12 protein-coding genes are annotated in these 18187 nt (G+C 66.4%); 2 read left to right on the forward strand and 10 right to left on the reverse strand.

Annotated elements, in window-relative coordinates; genetic code table 11:
- Positions 1-9: 9 nt before the first annotated feature.
- A complete protein-coding gene (locus KQ310_RS09080; RefSeq protein ID WP_259721425.1) occupies positions 10-993 on the forward strand; it encodes a VOC family protein in 984 nt (327 codons plus the stop codon).
- Positions 994-1097: 104 nt separating this feature from the next.
- Here the strand turns inward: KQ310_RS09080 and KQ310_RS09085 are convergent, their stop codons facing one another.
- From KQ310_RS09085 to KQ310_RS09120, 8 genes are all read right to left on the reverse strand, one after another.
- Positions 1098-2708: a GMC family oxidoreductase gene (locus KQ310_RS09085; protein WP_259721426.1), complete on the reverse strand. Its 1611-nt coding sequence runs from the start codon at positions 2706-2708 to the stop codon at positions 1098-1100.
- Positions 2709-2882: 174 nt separating this feature from the next.
- On the reverse strand, positions 2883-5618 hold the full coding sequence (locus tag KQ310_RS09090; RefSeq protein ID WP_259721427.1) for an MGH1-like glycoside hydrolase domain-containing protein: 2736 nt from the start codon (positions 5616-5618) through the stop codon (positions 2883-2885).
- On the reverse strand, positions 5615-7135 hold the full coding sequence (locus KQ310_RS09095) for a GMC oxidoreductase (RefSeq protein WP_259721428.1): 1521 nt from the start codon (positions 7133-7135) through the stop codon (positions 5615-5617). Before KQ310_RS09095 ends, KQ310_RS09090 begins: the two co-directional genes overlap by 4 nt.
- The gene (locus tag KQ310_RS09100) at positions 7132-7743 is read right to left on the reverse strand and encodes a heme-copper oxidase subunit III (protein ID WP_259721429.1); all 612 of its coding nucleotides are present in this window, start codon (positions 7741-7743) and stop codon (positions 7132-7134) included. Before KQ310_RS09100 ends, KQ310_RS09095 begins: the two co-directional genes overlap by 4 nt.
- Positions 7744-7746: 3 nt before the next feature.
- The gene (locus KQ310_RS09105) at positions 7747-9438 is read right to left on the reverse strand and encodes a cbb3-type cytochrome c oxidase subunit I (protein WP_259721430.1); all 1692 of its coding nucleotides are present in this window, start codon (positions 9436-9438) and stop codon (positions 7747-7749) included.
- A 10-nt stretch (positions 9439-9448) separates the two neighbouring features.
- Positions 9449-10411, reverse strand: coding sequence for a cytochrome c oxidase subunit II (locus tag KQ310_RS09110; protein WP_259721431.1), 963 nt, complete (start codon positions 10409-10411; stop codon positions 9449-9451).
- A gap of 159 nt (positions 10412-10570) precedes the next feature.
- Positions 10571-11194 carry a DUF2231 domain-containing protein gene (locus tag KQ310_RS09115; RefSeq protein ID WP_259721432.1) on the reverse strand — a complete coding sequence of 208 codons (624 nt, stop codon included), beginning with the start codon at positions 11192-11194 and terminating at the stop codon, positions 10571-10573.
- A complete protein-coding gene (locus tag KQ310_RS09120; protein ID WP_259721433.1) occupies positions 11194-11691 on the reverse strand; it encodes a DUF2231 domain-containing protein in 498 nt (165 codons plus the stop codon). Before KQ310_RS09120 ends, KQ310_RS09115 begins: the two co-directional genes overlap by 1 nt.
- Before the next feature lie 153 nt (positions 11692-11844).
- Between KQ310_RS09120 and KQ310_RS09125 the strand changes: the two genes are divergently transcribed.
- Complete coding sequence (locus tag KQ310_RS09125) at positions 11845-12357, forward strand: HdeD family acid-resistance protein (protein ID WP_259721434.1); 513 nt, start codon at positions 11845-11847, stop codon at positions 12355-12357.
- Positions 12358-12375: 18 nt separating this feature from the next.
- Here the strand turns inward: KQ310_RS09125 and ggt are convergent, their stop codons facing one another.
- Positions 12376-14340 carry a gamma-glutamyltransferase gene (gene ggt / locus KQ310_RS09130; RefSeq protein ID WP_259721435.1) on the reverse strand — a complete coding sequence of 655 codons (1965 nt, stop codon included), beginning with the start codon at positions 14338-14340 and terminating at the stop codon, positions 12376-12378.
- Positions 14340-18182 carry a hydantoinase B/oxoprolinase family protein gene (locus KQ310_RS09135; RefSeq protein WP_259721436.1) on the reverse strand — a complete coding sequence of 1281 codons (3843 nt, stop codon included), beginning with the start codon at positions 18180-18182 and terminating at the stop codon, positions 14340-14342. The genes ggt and KQ310_RS09135 overlap by 1 nt, the downstream gene beginning before the upstream one ends.
- Between the last annotated feature and the right edge of the window lie 5 nt (positions 18183-18187).

An 18187-nucleotide genomic window follows, 5' to 3' on the forward strand; every position in this document is an offset into this window, starting at 1 on the left:
ATCCGCAGCATGAGCACGCCCATCTGCCCCTGTCCGCAGATCCAGTCCGTCGCCTTCACCTGCCGCGATGCCGAGCGCAGCGCCGCCTTCTTCTGCGACAGCCTGGGCTTCACGCTGCTGGGGCAGGACTGCATCGAGGGGGGCGCCGAGGCCGCTCTGCTGGGTCTGGGACTGGGGCAGCTGCGCCGGCTGCGGCTGGGGGTTGGGGAGGAGCGGCTGGATCTGCTTCAGGTGCTGGATCCGGGTGAGGGCCAGCGGCCGGGCCGGGAGATTCCTCCCGAGTCGCGCAGCTGTGATCTCTGGTTCCAGCACCTCTGCCTGGTGACGCCCGATCTCCAAGCCCTGTACGCGGATCTGCAACCGCTGCTGGCCAACGGCTCACTCACGGCCGTGTCGGAGGCCCCCCAGCGGCTGCCGGACTGGAACACCGCCGCCGCCGGCATCAGGGCATACAAATTCCGCGATGCCGATGGACATAACCTTGAGCTGCTGCAGTTCCCCGCCGACAAGGGCGATGGCCGCTGGCACCAGCCTTGCCCAGGCCCCATCCCCAGGCTGCTCGGCATCGATCACAGCGCCATCGCCATCGCGGACACCGCCCGTAGCCGCGCCTTCTACGCAGCCGTGCTCGGCCTGGAGGCGCTGCCTAGCGGCGAAAACAGTGGCCCGGAGCAGGACCGGCTCGATGGGCTGGCGGAGACCCGGGTGACGATCACGCCCCTGCGCTGCCCGCAGGGCATGGGCATCGAGACCCTGGAGTACCAGCCGCCCAACCGGGGGCTGCCGATGCCGCCCGATCAGGCCCTGCAGGACCTGGCCCACTGGCACATCCGTCTGGCGGTGAGCGATCTTGACCAGGTAGCTGCCCAGGTGGCTGCTTACGGCGGCCAGCTGCTATCAGGGGTGATCGACCTGGGCGAGGCTCTCCCCCCCTGGCGGCGCGGCCTGCGGCTGGCTGATCCCGATGGCCATCAGTTGATTGTCTTGGAGTGAGCGACCCGGTGTGATGGTCTTGGTGTGATGGTTTTGCGTGACTGTCTTCGCGTGAGCATCTGTGAGTAAGCATCTCCGAGTGAGTGCTTTCGAGCGCAGGGATTTCAGCGCAGCCGTTCGATCAGGTGATCACCTACCCGCAGGGCGTTGGCGATGGCAGTGAGGGATGGATTCACGGCACCGATGCTGGGCATGAAGCTGGTGTCCACCACGTAGAGGTTGTCGAGCTCATGGGCCTTGCAGTTCAGATCCAGCACTGAACTGGCCGGATCGGAACCGAAGCGGCAGGTGCCGGCCTGGTGCCCGACCGCCGCGATCGACATGGCACTTTTGATGTAGATCTGGCGCTCCACCAGATGCTTGCGCAGGTAGAGGCTTTCCAGCAGGCCGGTAAGCCTGTCGGAGAGGTGCTTGGCGGCGCTCTGGTTGTTGGGCGTGTAGCTGAGGTGGATGTGGCCCTGGCCATCCACCGTGACCCGATTTTCGGGGTGGGGCAGATCTTCCGAGGAGATCCAGAAATCGAGCGCGTGTGCCGCGATCCGATCCATCGACCAGCCAGGCATCAGGAAGGTTTCCAGAGGCGCGTAGCCCTTCATGATCGTGCCGTTCGTCTTGCCGGTCATCTGGATATTGCCCATCGGGTAGGCGAACTCGGCATCACCGAGATACCAGTCGTTGATCGACACCGTTTTCTGAAACACGGTGGTGTTGGGCTCATGGGCCAGGGCCACCATTGCCTTGCTGTTGTGGAACATGTAGTTGCGGCCCACCTGATCGGAACCGTTGGCCAGCCCCTGGGGGTGCTGGTCATTGGCCGATTGCAGCAACAGCCGGGCGCTGTTGGCGGCGCCGCAGCTCACCACCACCACATCGCCGCTCACCCGCAACGGCTCCCCATCCCGCTCAATCTCCACCGCCGTGATGCTGCGGCCGGTGGCATCGGTGCGCAGGCGCTGCACGTGGGCGCGGGTCAGCAGCGACACCGTGGCGGCGGCCAGGGCCGGGCGGATGCCGATCACCTCGGCATCAGACTTGGCGTGCATCAGACAAGGAAAGCCGTCGCAGCAGTTGCACTTGCGGCAGCGGCTGAAGGCCATGTTGGCTTCATCGAGCAGCACGCCGCTGGGGGCATGAAATGGATGCAGACCGGCCGATTGCAGATCATCCACCAGCCGCTGCATCCGCGGCTCATGGGCCACCGGTGGATGGGGATAGGGACCGCTGGCGGGCGGCTCGGTGGGATCTTCGCCGCGCAGGCCGTGCACGTGATACATCTGCTCGGCCCGCTGGTAGAAGGGCTCGAAGTCGGGATAGCGCAACGGCCAGGCCGGCGAGAGGCCGTCGTGATGGGTCAGCGCCTCGAAGTCCTGCTCCCGCAGGCGGAAGTGGGCGGCGCCGTACATCTTCGTGGCACCCCCCACCATGTAGTGACTGCCGGGCTGGAAGGGTTGGCCCCGCTTGTCGAACCAGGTGTCTTTCGAGACGTATCGCCCCTTCTGAAACACCTCCTCAGCATCCCAGTTCTGGGGTTCCTGCGGCAGCCAGTCGCCGCGCTCCAGCACCAGAATCCGCAGGCCACTCGTTGCCAGATGGCGGGCCAGGGTGCCGCCGCCGGCGCCGCTGCCGATGATCACCACATCGAAGTGATCGCCATCGTTCACCGTCAACTGGCGCGGATCAGGCAGGGCTGAAGTGTGCAGGGACGGACCGGTCATCTCCATGGGAACAGGGGAAACGGTGGAGAGGGAAAAGTGCGGTGAGCTGAGGATGCTCTGGCAGGAATGGTGTGATCAGTCGGCAGTTCTGATCTGTTGTCCAGAGCAGTTAGTTGTCCAGAGCAGTTGTCCAAGTCAATGGTCCAAGTCAATGGTCCAAGTCAATGGTCCAAGTCAGCTGTCCGGGTAGCGGGCCAGCTGCACCAGCATCTTGCAGACCATCGCTGTCCAGCCAGTCTGATGGGAGGCGCCGATGCCGCGGCCGTGATCCCCATCAAAGTATTCGTTGAACTGGATCAGGTCACGCCAGCGGGGATCGTTGCGGAAGCTGGGCGTGTCTCCCCAGAACGGCCGGGTGCCATCGGCTCCGAGCCGGAACAGGCCCACCAGGCGCTTCTCCAGCTCCAGCGAGACCTGCCAGAGATTCAGCCAGCGCCCCGAGCGGGTCGGGAATTCCACCTGGAAACTGTCGCCATAGAAGTGGGCGAATTTCTGGAGTGCCTCGATCAACAGATGGTTGATCGGCACCCACACCGGCCCGCGCCAGTTGGAATTGCCGCCGAACATCGCCACCGGACTGTCGGCCGGTGCATAGGCGAGGGTCTGGCTTTCGCCGGCTTCGCAATAGGTGTAAGGGTGCTCGCCGTAGACCTTGGAGAGGGAACGGATGCCGTGGGGTGAAAGAAATTCGTCTTCGTCGAACAGCCGTTCGCAGATGCGCTGCAACCGATCCCGGGGCACCAGGGCGAACAAGATCCGGTCGTTGTTCCAGAGGCCCAGATGCTCCGCCACCCAGGCCGGGGTAGTGCGCTCATGAATCAGCCAGGCCAGGGTGTTGCGTACATCCAGCATCGGCAGACGGAGCACGGTCTCCACATCGAAACTGGTCACGGCCAGCAAAGGAATCAGGCCGGTGATGGAGCGGGTGCGCAGATAATCAAAGCTGCCGTCTGGCCGCTGGATCACGTCGTAATAGAAGCCATCCTGCTCATCCCAGCTGAGCACGCTATTGTCGTCCTGGGAATTGAGCGCGATGGCAAGCTGTACATAATCCACCACGAAGCGCTCGCAGAGATCTGCCACGTCTGGTTGCTCGCGGCTGAGTTCCACCGCGATCTGCAGCAGATTGAGGCTGAGTGAGGCCATCCAGGCGGTGCCATCGCACTGCTTGATGTGGCTGCCATCGGCCAGGGGGAAGCGTCGGTCGAAAACGGCGATGTTATCGAGACCCAGAAAGCCGCCGTCGAACACGTTGTCGCCGCTGCGGTCGTTGCGGTTGGCCCACCAGCCGTATTCGAGCAGCAACTTGCGCAGCGACCTGGCCAGGAAAGCTGAATCGGCCTCCTCGTTGTTCTTGCGATCGATCTGAAAGATGCGCATCGCCGCCCAGGCCCCGATCGGCGGATTCGGATCCGACAGGGCCCATTCGTAGGCCGGCGTCTGGGCGTTGGGGGCGGTGTAGTGGGGGCTGCGCAGCAGCAGGCACTGCTCTTTTGCGGTGGTTGGATCTATGCCGGCGAAGGCCACCGCGTGGAACATCAGATCCCACTGGCAGAAATAGGGATACTCCCAGGCATCGGGCATGGCAATCACATCGTGCGCATGCAACCGCTGCCACTCGGCCGTCGTGCTGCTCCATCGTTGCGCTGGTGGGGCCGGCTGGGTTGGATCTCCCTCCAGCCAGCGCAGCACACTCCAGCCGTAGTACTTCTTGCACCAGAGCAGACCGGCTGAGGCCGCCAGAAAGATGCGCCGGTCGTCGTCCCCAAGCCCGGGAGCGCACTGGTTGAAGTAGTCGTGCCACTGCTGCTCCCGCAGGTTCAGCACTCGCGAGAACATCGCCCCAAAGGGATCCGGCGGCATTGGATCTTGATCCGGCGATAGCGGGTCGGCAGAAGCCGCGCCGGACTCGCCGTCGAGGGCCTGCAGCCGCAGATCCACCACCCACTCTTCGCCCGGCTCCAACATGCGCTGCAGCAGGATCGCCGCTTTGCTGCCGTTGCCGGCCGGGTTGACGGCGCCCGTCTCGCCCGCGATCACGTAGCGATGAAAGCCATCTTTCTGAAAGGGCGTTGGGTTGGGCTTGCCGTAAAGACGCTCGTGGTTGGTTTCGTTGTCGGTGAACAACCAGCGACCCGCTTCACCGCAGCGCAGGCCATAGCGGCCCAGGTTTGGAATGGCTTCGCTGATCAGACCATCACCGCTGGCCTGCAGACGATGCTCCACCTCTTCGGGATACCCCCAGCTCCAGGTGTTACGCAGCCAGAGGGTGGGCAGCAGGGTAAGGGGAGCGGCCACACTGGCCCGGTTCACGGCCCGCAGGCGGATCAGGAGGTCGGTGGCTGAAGCTTTGGCATAGGTGATCTCGAGATCGAAGTAGCGATCGTCCTCGAAGATGCCCGTGTCGATCAGTTCGTATTCCGGTTGATCGCGGCCGCGCCGGCCGTTCTCCTCCAGCAGTTGCTGGTAGGGAAACTCCCGCTGCGGATAGCGGTACAGGCCCCGCATGAAGGCATGGGTAGGTGTGTTGGCCAGGTGGAAGTAGTAGTCCTTGATGTCTTCGCCGTGGTTGCCCTCGGGGTTGCCGAGCCCGAAGGGCCGCTCCTTGAGGATCGGATCCACGCCATTCCAGAGGGCTACCGAAAAGCAGAGTCGGCACTCGGCATCGCACAGTCCCAGCAGACCGTCTTCTCCCCAGCGGTAGACGCGTGAGCGGGCCTGGTCGTGGGGAAAGGAGCGCCAGGCATCACCATCGGCGGAATAGTCTTCCCGCACGGTGCCCCACTGGCGATCCGGCAGATAGGAGCCCCACAGGTCCCAGGGCGCCAGCCCCTGATCCCGTTCGGCGATGCGGCGCGCCTCGCTGGAGTCGGCGTCGGTTGCGTTCGATGTGGAGCTGGCCTCGCTCATCGCAGGCTGGCCTTGAGGCGATCGGCCAGGCGCAGGGCCAGTGCGATCACGGTGAGACCCGGGCCCACCGCCGGACAACCGGGCAGGATGCTGGCGTCGGCGATCGAGAGGTTGGCCAGCTGATGGCAGACCCCATCGAGATCCACCACCGACCGGGCCGGATCGCTGCCCATGCGGCAGGTGCCGCAGGCCAGACCCATCACACTCAGCGGTGCCTCGCCACGGGGATACACCGGTGCCGCCTGCACCACCGTGGTTTCGGGATCGGCCTCCACCTTCTTCATGGTGTCGAGCCAGCGGTACACCAGCCGGTCGTGGGCCTCCAGGTTGTTGGCCAGGTAGTTCACCTGCAGACTGCCGCCTCTGCGCAGGCTGATGCGGTTATCGGGATCGGGCAGCACCGCGCTCATCGCCCACCAGCAGACGGAACGTTTGGCCAGCCACTCGAGGGCGCTGTCCGGCAGCAGACGACTCACTAGCGACAGCACCGGAGGTGATTCGGCGAAGAGCGTGTCCTGCAGCACGCCGCCGCCGTTCTGGATCGATCCCAGCGGGAACGACACATTGCGATCGCCCCAGTAGTAATCCGTCAGGCCCAGGCTGGGGCCGTAGCTGCCGCTGCCGGGCTGGCTGGCGCGCTGCAGCAGGGCGCTCAGCTGCGGTTTCATCAGGTTGCGCCCCACCTGATCGGAGCCGTTGGCCAGACCATCGGGATGGCGGTCGCTGAGGGAGCGCAGCAGGATGGCGGGAGTGTTGACCGCACCGGCCGCCAGCACGATCTGATGGCCGCGGAACAGCCAGCGCTGGCCATCGATCAGGGCCTCCACCCCACGCACCTCGGTGCCGCTGGGGTTGACATGCAGCGCCTCCACTTCGGCGCGGTATCGCAGGGTGAAGCCGGCTTGTGTGGCGGCCCGATCGATGCCGAACCGTTCGGCATCACCGCTGGGATCCAGCGCTGATGTGGACCAGCTCAGTGGCAAAGGATAGGGATGCAGCCCCTGCCGCTCCAGCCCGTGCTGCAGCTGCTCCAGCAGTGGATCGATAGGCCGTGGCGGGTGGGCATAGTCGCCCTGGCGTGGTGGTTCGCACGGATCGAGACCGGCGCGGCCATGGACGCGGTAGAGGGTTTCGGCACGGTCGTACCAGGGGGCAAGGTCGCCGTAGCGCAGCTCCCAGTCGGGGGCGACCCCTTCCTGCAGGGGCAGCCCGCTGAATTCGGCCTCCCGCATCCGCTGCAGGGCACCGCCCCAGATCTTAGTGTTTCCGCCCAGGGCGTAGACCATCTGCGGCGCGAACGGATCGCCGTCGCTGCCGAACCAGGGCTCGTCGGGGTGAAAACGGGGCCGGCGGAACAGGTCCACATCGACCAGGTTCTGCTCGGACAGGGGCAGCGGACCGCCCCGTTCCAGCAGCAGCACGGAATGTCCAGCCTCTGCCAGCTCACCGGCGAGGGTGCCGCCGCCGGCGCCACTGCCGACGATGACAACGTCGTAGAAATGGTCGTCGATGATCATGAGCGCTGCCAGACGTAGATCAGAACGAACAGCACGATCCAGATCACATCCACAAAGTGCCAGAACAGCGAGACGGCCACCACGCCGGTTTCGCCCTTGTCATAGTTGCCGGGGCGGAACGAACGCTGCAGCATCAGGCCCATCAGCAGGATGCCCGTGATCACGTGCAGACCGTGAAAGCCGGTGAGCACATAGAAGGTGCTGCCAAAGATGCCATCGCCCAGACCGAAGCCGAGGTGGAGCCATTCCACGGCCTGCCCATAGACGAAGAAGCTGCCCATCGCCATCGTGAGCAGCCACCACAGCCGGAAAGACACCAGCTTCTGGCGCTTGAGACAACGCTCGGCAAGCCAGGCCACCCCACTGCTGCTCACCAGCACCACAGTGTTCAGCAGGGGGTCGCGGATCTCCAGCCCCTCCACCCCAGCCGGTAACCACACCGGCGACGACATCTTGAACACGATGTAGCCGGCGAACAGGGCCAGAAAGATCACGCTCTCCGAGAGCAGAAAGATCACGAACCCGGTCAGGGTGTGATTGGCATGGCCTTGCTGCGACCCGCTAGCCGCGGCGGGATCGTCGGCAGGTAAAGGGGAGGAGAGGGTCATCGATCAGGCCTCCAGGGCGCGGGCGACATAGTGCGCTTCGTTCTCGACCAGGGGCTTGCCCAGGCCATAGCCGTAGGGGCCGCTGATCACGGTGGGAACGTCGTCTTCAAAGTTTTCGGCCGGTGGTGGTGAGGGCAGCAGCCACTCCAGCCCGATCGCCTGCCAGGGGTTGGGTGGCGCCTTCGGTCCGCGCGCCCAGGAGCTGACGATGTTGAGGATGAACGGAATCATCGCCACCCCCAGCAGGAAGGCACCGAGGCTGGCGAGCACGTTGGCGAAGGCGAACTCCGGGTCGTAGGACGCCACCCGCCGTGGCATGCCCATCAGCCCGGCCCAGTGCATGGGAATGAAATTGAGCTGGGCACCCACGAAGGTGAGCCCGAAATGGAGTTTGCCGAGGCCCTCATAGGTCATGCGGCCGGTGAATTTGGGGAACCAGTGGTAGATGCCGGCATAGATCCCAAAGGTGATCGTCGAGAAGATCACCGTATGGAAGTGGCCCACCACGAAGTAGGTGTTGCCCACATGAATATCCACCGGCACGGTGGCCAGCATCACGCCGGTGATGCCGGCGAAGATGAAGTTCACCAGGCCGCCCAGGCAGAACAGCATCGCCGTGGTGAGCCGCAGCTTGCCGCGCCAGAGTGTGGCGATCCAGGCGAACACCTTGATGCCGGTGGGAACGGCGATCAGCATGGTGGTGACCATGAAGAGGTTGCGCATCCACTGCGGTGTGCCGCTGTAGAACATGTGGTGCACCCACACGATCAGGCTCAGCACGGTGATGCCGAAGGAGGCGATCGCCACCACCTTGTAGCCGAACAAAGGCTTGCGGGCGTAGACGGGGAACAGTTCGGAAAAGATGCCGAACACCGGCAGCACCATCACGTAGACGGCGGGGTGGGAATAGAACCAGAAGAAGTGCTGATACAGCATCGGATCGCCGCCCCCTTCCGGTCGGTAAAAGCTGGTACCGAAGCTGAGATCGAACAGCAGCAGCACCGCCCCGGCGGTGAGCACCGGCAGACCCACCAACTGAATGGTCTGGGCGGCCATCGCCGTCCAGCAGAAAATCGGCAGGCGGAACCAGCCCATCCCCGGGGCCCGCATGCGGATGATCGTGGTGACGAAATTGATCGCCCCCATGATCGAGGAGATCCCCGACAGGGCCACCGCCAGAATCCAGAGAAACTGGCCGTTGATGAAGTGGCCAAGGGGGTTCTGGATGCTCTGGGGCGGATAGGCCCACCAGCCGGAGCCCGATGGTCCACCGGGCACCAGGAAGCTGGCCATCAGAATCACGCCGAAAACCGGAAATAGCCAGAAGGCCGCCGCGTTCAGCCGGGGAAAGGCCATGTCCGGCGCGCCGATCATCGGCGGGATCAACAGGTTGTTGAAGCCGTTGAGGATTGGAAACAGGAACAGGAACAGCATCACTGTTCCATGCATCGTGTAGAGGCCGTTGTAGACGGATGGATCGACCAGATCCGCCGCTGGTGTGATCAGTTCGCCCCGCATGATCATCGCCAGCACGCCACCCACCAGCAGATAGAACAATGCCGTGGCGATGTATTGGATGCCGATCACCTTGGCATCGGTGTTGAAGCTGAAAAATCGCTTCCAGTTGTCCGGCGCTCCAGGCACCGGCTGGGGTGTCTTGAGAACCCGCGGATCGAAGGAGACGGAGGACGACATGGTGGCAGGCTCAGGACACATGAACGGCGGCGGGATTGGTGCTCACATGCACCAGGGGTGGTGGGGCCGGCGGCACGGTGGCCCAGCCGCGATCTCCCTCGGCCAGTCGCTTCTCGTAGAGCCGGCGGGCCTCGTTGTAACCGGGTTTCAGCGGCTGCCGGGCGGCCTGCTCCAGCCAGTGTTGGAAGTCGGCCTCGCTTTCCACCACCACGTCGGTCTGGTTGGAGGAGAAGTAACCACCACTGAACATCGAATCGCGCAGCCGGTAGCGGCCTACGCGGGTGGGGATGAGGCTGTAATCGATCACGCTGCCGGGGATCATGTCCTGCTTCAACCGGAAGGCCGGGATGAAGAAGCCGTGGATCACATCCGTGGCGATCAGGTGAAAGCTGGAGCGCAGGTTCAACGGCAGATGCAGCTCGGTGCTGCGCACGCCGTTGGGATAGACGAACTCCCACGACCACTGCCGGCCGATCACCTCGATCGGGCCGAAGCTGCCGGCGGCGACGGAACGGCTGGATTCCGCTCCAGAATTCGCCAGCGCCATGGCCTCGGCAGTACCCGTGACACGCACCTTGCCGCCGAGGGTGGCGAGGGTGTCGCTGACGCGGATGGCATGCCAGGCGATCAGCATCACGATCACCAGGGGAAGGATTGTCCAGGTGATCTCCAGGCGCAGGTTCCCCTCGATCGGGTCGCCGTCGTCCATGTCGTATTTGGGCGCCCGGTTGAACAGCAGGGTCCAGCCGATCACGGACACACACCCCAGAAAGATGAAGGTGCCGATCCCCGTTTCCAGGGCGAAGAGATCATCCACGTAGGGCGCCGCCGCTGAGGCGGGCAGCGGCAGCCACTGGTGCGACCAGTCGGCCATGCGCAGGCTGGCGACCCCATCGAGCAGCAGCGCGATCGCCACCAGTCCCAGGGTCCTGGGGCGGAGCGGGCCAGCGCTGGCAGCGGAGAGGTTGGTCATGGCGGGGCGGGACTGGGCGGAACTGGACTGGGTGGGCTGATCTGGATTGGGCGGATCTGGACTGGAGGGATCTGGAGTGGGCGAAGCGGAATTGGCAGAGGCTTGGGAGCTAGAGGCGGAATGGCACGGTGCAAGACATCCAGAGGCGTCTGATGGTGATCAGGGCAGACCCTCACCCAGGGCGAGACCCGCCGCCAGCATTTGATCGGCGGTCACGTGCACACCGAATTCGGCGGCCAGTTCGGCGCCGAGGGTGCCGTGCAACCCCAGCACCGCAAATAGGCCCAGCCCCACCAGCAGGTAGCTCCATTGCACCTGGCGGCCTAGGTCCTGGCGCCAGCGAAAGCGCTGCAGGCCCCGCCAGATCGTCATCGCCACGATCACCAGCAGCAAAGCCACGCCGCCAACGCCGTGCCACACCATGGTGGCCATGCTCTGTAACCCAAGGGCGCTGGTCACATCGGGCAGCGGCACCGCCAGCAGCATCTCGCCGAAGCCTGCCGCCACGGTGAAGAAGCTGAGCACCGCACAGGCCAGCAGGTTGTACCAGCCCACATCGTGAAAGCCGGAGCGGGTGATCGGCAGCGCCAGGAAGCGGAACAGACGCTTCTCGAGAGGGTAGAGCGCACCCACCACATCAAAGGCAATGGCGATCACGAACAGGCCGATCGTGAAATGCACCAACGTGGGGTGAATTGGAATCGCATAGGGCAGCCCGTTCGGCCCCAGGCGTGCAGCAATCTGCTCGATCGGTGGTGGTTCGGGCAGGTAGAGAAGGGCCATCAGATCTGGGCGGCGCGCAGGGCTTCAACCACCTTCACCGTGTGCAGGCCGTAGATCCAGATCAGCTGGTTGCCGAGGGTGACCTGCACGGCCACGAGCACACTGAGCACGGCGCCGGCACCCAGAAACGGCAGGGGCAGGCTGCGGGGATCCCGGCTGCGGATCACATAACGCCAGGCGGACAGCACCGCGAGCACGGCGGCCAGAGACCAGCCGATCGTGCTGTGCAGATTGAGGATGTCGCGCGAGGCGCCGTAGGGCGAGGCCAGACCCGCCTCGATCTGGCCGAAGATGATCGCCACGAAGATCGCCACGGTGGCGACCAGCAGATTCCAGAAGCTCACCTCAAACAGGTTGGGCTTCCTGGCGAACACCCCGATGAAATCAAAGATCACGCTGATCACCGCCATGGCGATCACGAAGTGGACAACGATCGGATGGATCGTGTCCATCCAGGGCAGGTTGTGATCGTTGAGGGGGGGCAGCAGCTCGAGCATGCGGACAGCACCGGGCCGGCATCACACTCAACCTTGCGCGGAGTTGGCGCGCAGCGAGAGCTCTGTGATGGATTGCGACAGTTGCATCGGGATTTGAACACCGAAACTCGCGATGGCCGCGATTAGTTTGCCCAGACGCCCTTGTTGATTGTTGTGGCTGCTCCCGCCTCCCCCCTGCTGCGCTGGATCACCGCCGGACTGCTGTTTGCAGCTGCCGGTCTGGCGATCGTGTTGCCCTTCGTCTCCGCGACCCTGCTCACCATCGGCATCGGTGGTGTGGCGATTGCGGCCGGCATCTCTCAGTTTCTGCGCATCGGTGGCGTGCCCACCACCCAGGCCAAGCTGCTACGCAGTCTTTCGGGCCTGCTCTATCTGGCCGGTGGCGTGTGGATTCTGTTCTTCCCGGTGAGCAGCGAAGTGAGTCTCACCCTGTTCGTGGGCTTCCTGCTGGCGTTTGAGGGAGTGATGGAGCTGGCGGCGGCGGCCGGCAGCGCGGCTCCGGCCCGCAGCCTGGTGCTAGTGGATGGCATCGTCACGGCGATCCTGGGCGTGATGTTGATCGCCGAATGGCCGGCTGACAGCCTCTGGGCGATCGGCACCCTGTTCGGCATCGCCCTGGCCTTCTCCGGGGTGAACCTGCTCACGGCTGCCCCTGCCGCTGAGTGAGCCAGCGGCCCTGGGCCTTCACTCCGCCACAGCGGCTCCTTCGGCGCGGCGCGGATCCGCGACTCCCAGGCTGCCGCCACCGGCTGCCTGGGGCACCACCTCCACACTGTTGGCCGATCCCATCGCCGCCGCCGCTTCCAACCGATGGCCCAGCCTCTCGAGCAGACGGCGGGTATCTGGGCTGAATCCCTGCTCCAGGCTGATCTGATCGGGCCAGAGCTGGCTGTGCAACCGCGGTGAGGCCACCGCACCGGCGAGGTTGAGCCCGAACACCAGGCGGTTAAGCAGCACCTGCAGAATCGTGGTGATGATGCGGCTGCCGCCGGGTGTTCCCGTGGCTAGCCAGGGTTGTCCATTGGCGCGGAACACCAGGGTGGGACTCATCGAGCTCAGCGGCCGCCGGCCCGGCGCGATCGCATTGGCCGTCCCCTGCCGCAGCCCGAAGGCATTGGCCGCACCGGCCAGGGCGGTGAAGTCGTCCATTTCGTTGTTGAGCAGATAGCCGGAGCCCGGCACGCTCACCCCGTTGCCATAGGCGAAGTTGAGCGTGGTGGTGAGCGCCACCATCCCGCCCTGGGCGTCTGCCACGGACAAGTGGGTGGTGTTGGTTCCCTCCCGGCCCAGGGCTGGTTCGGCCGTCAGCTCCGCCGCGGGCCGGTGCCGCCGCCGGTCGATGCTGCGCCTCTGGGCGGCGAGGCGAGCCGGATCGAGCAACCGATCCAGGGGCACGTCCACCTGATCGGGATCACCGAGCAGGGCATTGCGGTCGCGGTAGGCCAGATTCATCGCTTCCACCATCGGGTGGATCGTGGCGGCGCCATTGAGGCCGCTGGCTTCGAGATCCAGCGGTTCGAGCAGCTTCAGCAGTTGCAGCAGGGTCACGCCGCTGCTGGGGGGCGGCTGGGTCAATACGGTGGCGCCGCGGAACTCGCTGGTGAGCGGCCGCACCAGCTGGGCTCGATAGGACTGCAGATCGTCGTGGCGGATCAGGCCACCGCGCTGGAGCATCAATGCCACCAGGTTCTCGGCTGCGGGGCCCCGGTAGAAGCCGCGCTCCCCTTCAGAGGCGATGCGGCGGAGGGTATCCGCCAGGTCCGGCTGAACCAGCAGCTCCCCCGGCGCCAAGGGACTTGGTGGCGCCGTATCGGGCACGGCCGAGGTCGGGGCGGATGTCACAAAGAACTGGCGCCGGGAGGTGGGATCGGCCTGCAGCAGCGGAGCTGCGGCGGCGAGGGAATCGCTCAGAACCCGGCTGACCCGAAAGCCCCCCCTGGCCAACGCGATCGCTGGTGCCAGAACGCTCCGCAGCGGCAGGCGGCCATAGCAGCGCTGGGCCAGGGTCAGGCCCGCCACCGTGCCGGGCACGCCGGTGCTGAGCAGGCTGCGGGTGGCTCGCTGCCGATCCACCGTGCCATCAGGGCGCAGGAACAGATCGGGCCGGGCCGCCAGTGGCGCCTTTTCGCGGAAGTTCACCGCCACGGCGGTGCCACCCCCCAGACGAAGCTCGGGATCGCGCTCCAGCGGGCAGCGGCGGCTTGCCGCCGGCGATGCTCCCGGTAACCACAGCACCAGGAAGCCACCACCGCCGAGGTTGCCGGCCTGGGGCAGAGTCACCGCCAGGGCGAAGGCCGTGGCCACCGCCGCATCCACCGCATTGCCCCCGGCCCGCAGGGTCTCGGCACCCACTTCCGAGGCGAGGCGGTCTTGGCTGGCCACCACACCTCTGGGCGACCAGAGCGGATGAAACCGCTGCTGGCGTTCCTGCAGATCGGCGGCGGCCGGCTGGGGCGAGTCTGGAACTGCAGCTCCTGGCCTGGGCGAATGGTCAAGGGCTGAAGCGGAGCCAAGGGATGGGCTCAGAAGGGCCAAGACGCCTGCCGCCGCCAGAACTCCGATCGATGGGCGAATGCCGCCTCGGAGGTGGGATCGGCGGTTGCCGTCTCCGAGGTAGTGACGGGTGGCAGGCCCGGGCGAGCGGGGCATCAGACGTCTCCCTGCTCCATGGCGCCATAGCCGCCGCCGCCCGGAGTTTCCACCACCAGCCGATCGCCTGGCTTCACAGCAAGCTCTGCGCAACCCGCCACCATCTCCTGGCTCCCATCGGCACGCCAAAGCCGATCAGCACCGCAGCGACCCGGCTGCCCGCCCGCCAGGCCGAAGGGCGGCACCCGCCGCGAGCCGCTCAGCAGTGACACGGTCATCGGTTCCAGGAAGCGGAGTTCGCGCACCACCCCATCCCCGCCGGGCCAGCGGCCGGCACCACCGCTGCCGCGGCGGATCGCAAACCGCTCCAGCAGCACCGGGTAGCGGTCTTCCAGGATTTCCGGATCGGTGAGGCGCGAGTTGGTCATGTGGCTCTGCACCGCCGCCGCTCCGGCGAAGCCCCGCCCCTTGCGATCGATGCCGGCGCCGGTGCCGCCACAGATGGTTTCGTAGTACTGGCAGCGGTCGTTGCCGAAGCTGAGGTTATTCATCGTTCCCTGCGCTGCCGCCATCACGCCCAGGGCGCCGAACAGGGCATTGGCCACCGCCTGGGACGTTTCCACGTTGCCGGCCACCACCGCGGCGGGCGGCTGCGGATGGAGCAGGCATCCCGGTGGCACCACGATCTCCAGGGGCTCGAAGCAACCCTCGTTGAGCGGAATCTCCTCACCCACCAGGCAGCGGAACACGTAGAGCACCACGGCCCGGGTCACGGCCAGGGGCGCGTTGGCATTGTCGGGCTGCTGGGGTGAGGTGCCGCTGAAATCCACCACGGCCCGGCGGGCCTGCCGATCGACCCGAACCGCCACCTGAATCTGGCCGCCGTGATCGAGTTCGACCCTGTGCTGACCGCCCTGCAGGGTCTCCAGCAGGCGGCGCACCGCCTCTGCAGCATTGGCCTGCACGTGCCCCAGGTAGGCCTGCACCTCCTGCAGCCCCTCCCGCTCGATCAGGCTCCGGAGCTCCTGCACCCCCAGCTGGTTCGCCGCTACCTGGGCCTGCAGATCGGCCAGCAGCTGGCCGGGGTTGCGCACCGGTGGTGTCGCGCTGCCCAGTCGCTCCTCCCACGCTGCTCGATCGAAGCGGCCGCCCGTCAGTACCGGCACGTTCCGCAGTAGCAAGCCCTCCTCGCTGATGCTGCGGCTGAAGGGCGGCATCGATCCCGGTGTGATGCCCCCCACATCGGCGTGGTGGCCGCGGCAGGCCACGAACAGGACCGGTGCGGCTCCGCCCCCTGCCGCAGGGAACACCGGCGTCACCACGGTGATGTCCGGCAGATGGGTGCCACCGTCGTAGGGGTCGTTGCTGGCGATCGCATCGCCGGGGCGCAGGGGCGGCAGGCGACCCTCAGCCACGGCCCGCAGCAGGCTGAGCACGCTGGCGCCCATCGAGCCCAGATGCACCGGGATGTGGGGGGCATTGGCCACCAGCCGGCCCTGGTGATCAAACAGGGCGCAGGAGAAGTCGAGCCGCTCGCGGATGTTCACCGACTGGCTGGTCTGCTGCAGGCGCACCCCCATCTGCTCGGCGATGGCGGCGAAGCGGTGGTTGTAGAGCTCCAGACGCACTGGATCGGGAGCTGAACTGGGCATTCCCTCGGGGATGGCGGGCGCCGGATAGCCGGCGGCGACTTCCGAACCTTGCGTGGCTGGCGAGGGGAGATCCATCGCCTGCAGCAGCAACTCACCCCCGGCCAGGGCCCGGGCCGACCAGCCAGGTTCGAGCACCACCATGCCGGTGGTTTCGGCGATCAGGGCCGGGCCGTTCAGGTCACTGCCGGCCTTCAGCTGGTGGCGTTGCAGCAGGGGGACGTGGCACCAGCCCTTTGCCGGCAGATAGAGCCGCGCGAGGTCTGTGTCCCGATCAGGTCCTGGATGGGGCTCCGTTGTTGACTCGGACTCCTCTGGAGGCTGGCCTGGGCCGCTTCGAGCGCGGGCATCCCGACCACTCACCACCTCCAGCTCCAGCAGCTCCACCATCAGGGGCAGATCAGAGGCGTTCGACTTCTCCAACAACTCCTCCAACGGCTCCTCCGAGGCTTTTCTTGCGCTGGCCGTGCCGCTGGGCATGTAGCCGAACCGCCGTTGGTGGGCGGCCATGAAGCTGCGCCGCAGCCCAGCCAGGTCGTTGGGCCAGCCCAGCCGCAGCCCCTGTTCACTGCCAGGCAGCCGCAGCTCCAGCTGCACCTCCACCGCCAGATCCTCAAGGGAATCGCCAGCGGCCTCGAGCTGGGCCCGGCCCTGGGTCAGCAGCTGCTCCACGTGGCCGGGCAGTGCCTCAAGCAGGGCGGCATCGAGGGGCTGCCGCAGGTTCCTCTGCAGCAACTGCCGCTGTTCGGCCAGACCCATGCCATAGGCCGACAACACGCCGGCGAGGGGGTGCAGCAGCACCCGGCGCACCTCCAGGGCCTCCGCCAGACGGCAGGCATGCTGACCGCCGGCACCGCCATAGCAGACCAGCACCGCCTGGCGGATGTCATGGCCGCGTTGGATCGAGATGCGCCGGATCGCGTCCGCCATCCGCTCGATCGCCACCGCCAGTGCGCCCTCGGCCACTGCTTCGGCCGTGTAGGCCGTACCCATGCAGGAGGCGCCCATGGCGGCCGCCAGAGCCGCAAATCCTTCCGCGACCACGCCCCGATCGGGGGGCTGGTCGCCATCGACGCCGAACACCGCCGGGAAGTGCGTCACCTTCAGGCGACCGAGCAGCAGGTTGGCGTCGGTCACCGTGAGGGGGCCGCCGTTGCGATAGCAGGCCGGACCCGGATCGGCGCCCGCCGAGCGGGGCCCCACCTGCAGCCGCTCGCCGTCGAAGTGGAGCACCGACCCGCCACCGGAGGCCACCGTGTGGATCGGCAGCCGCGGCGCCTGCAGCAGCAGGCCGCCGATCTCGGTCTCGGCGCTCCGCTCCCAGGCCAGGGCGCCGCGGCCGGAATCGAAGTGGAACACGTCCGTGGAGGTGCCGCCCATGTCGAAACCCACGATCGGGCTCGACCCCAGCCCCGCCGCCTCGGCCACGCGCACGGCGCCCACCATGCCGCCGGCGGGCCCGGAGAGGATCGTGTCCTTGGCGAGGAGCTGGCGTGGTGCGGCCAGGCCCCCGCTGGACTGCATCACCCGCAGGCGCGTCGCGGTGCCCAGGGCCGCCTCCACCTGGGCCAGATAGGCGCCCAGGAGCGGTCCGATGCTGGCCTCGGCCAGGCTGGTCTGGCAGCGGGGCAGCAGCCGTGGCTGCGGGCTGAGCCGATGGGAGAGCACCACAGGATCGAAGCCGAGCTGCTCCAGCCAGGCCCCCAGCCGCAACTCGTGGTCGGGATTGCGCACGCTGTGGAGCAGGGCCACCGCACAGCCGCGAATGCCCGCTGCCAGCGCGGCACGCAGCTCCTCGTCCAGCCGCGCATTCAGGCGCAGGGGCCGAAGCTCCGCTCCCGATGCCGTGAGTCGCCCCTCCACGGCGATCACCCGCTCCAGCAGGGGCTCGGGTCGCACGATGCGCAGCGCGAACAGATCCGGCCGGTGCTGATCCCCGATCCAGGGCAGGTCGCTGAGGCCCTGGTTGATCAGCAGCACCGCCGGTTGGCCGCAGCGCTCCAGCAGGGCATTGGTGGCCACGGTGGTGCCCAGACGCACCTCGTCGATCAAGCCGGCGGGGATGGGCGCCTGCTCCGCCAGCCCTGCCATTTGCCGCAGGGCCCGCACGGCGGGATCGCCATGGCGATGGGGCTGCACCGACAGCACCTTGGAGACGTGCAGCTGGCCCTGGGGATCGCGGCCCACCACATCGGTGAAGGTGCCACCCCGGTCGATCCAGAACCGCCAGCCGGATGCGGGCTGATGCACCATGCCGA

This window comes from Synechococcus sp. CS-1328, from assembly GCF_025128095.1.
Classification (GTDB): Bacteria; Cyanobacteriota; Cyanobacteriia; order PCC-6307; family Cyanobiaceae; genus CBW1002.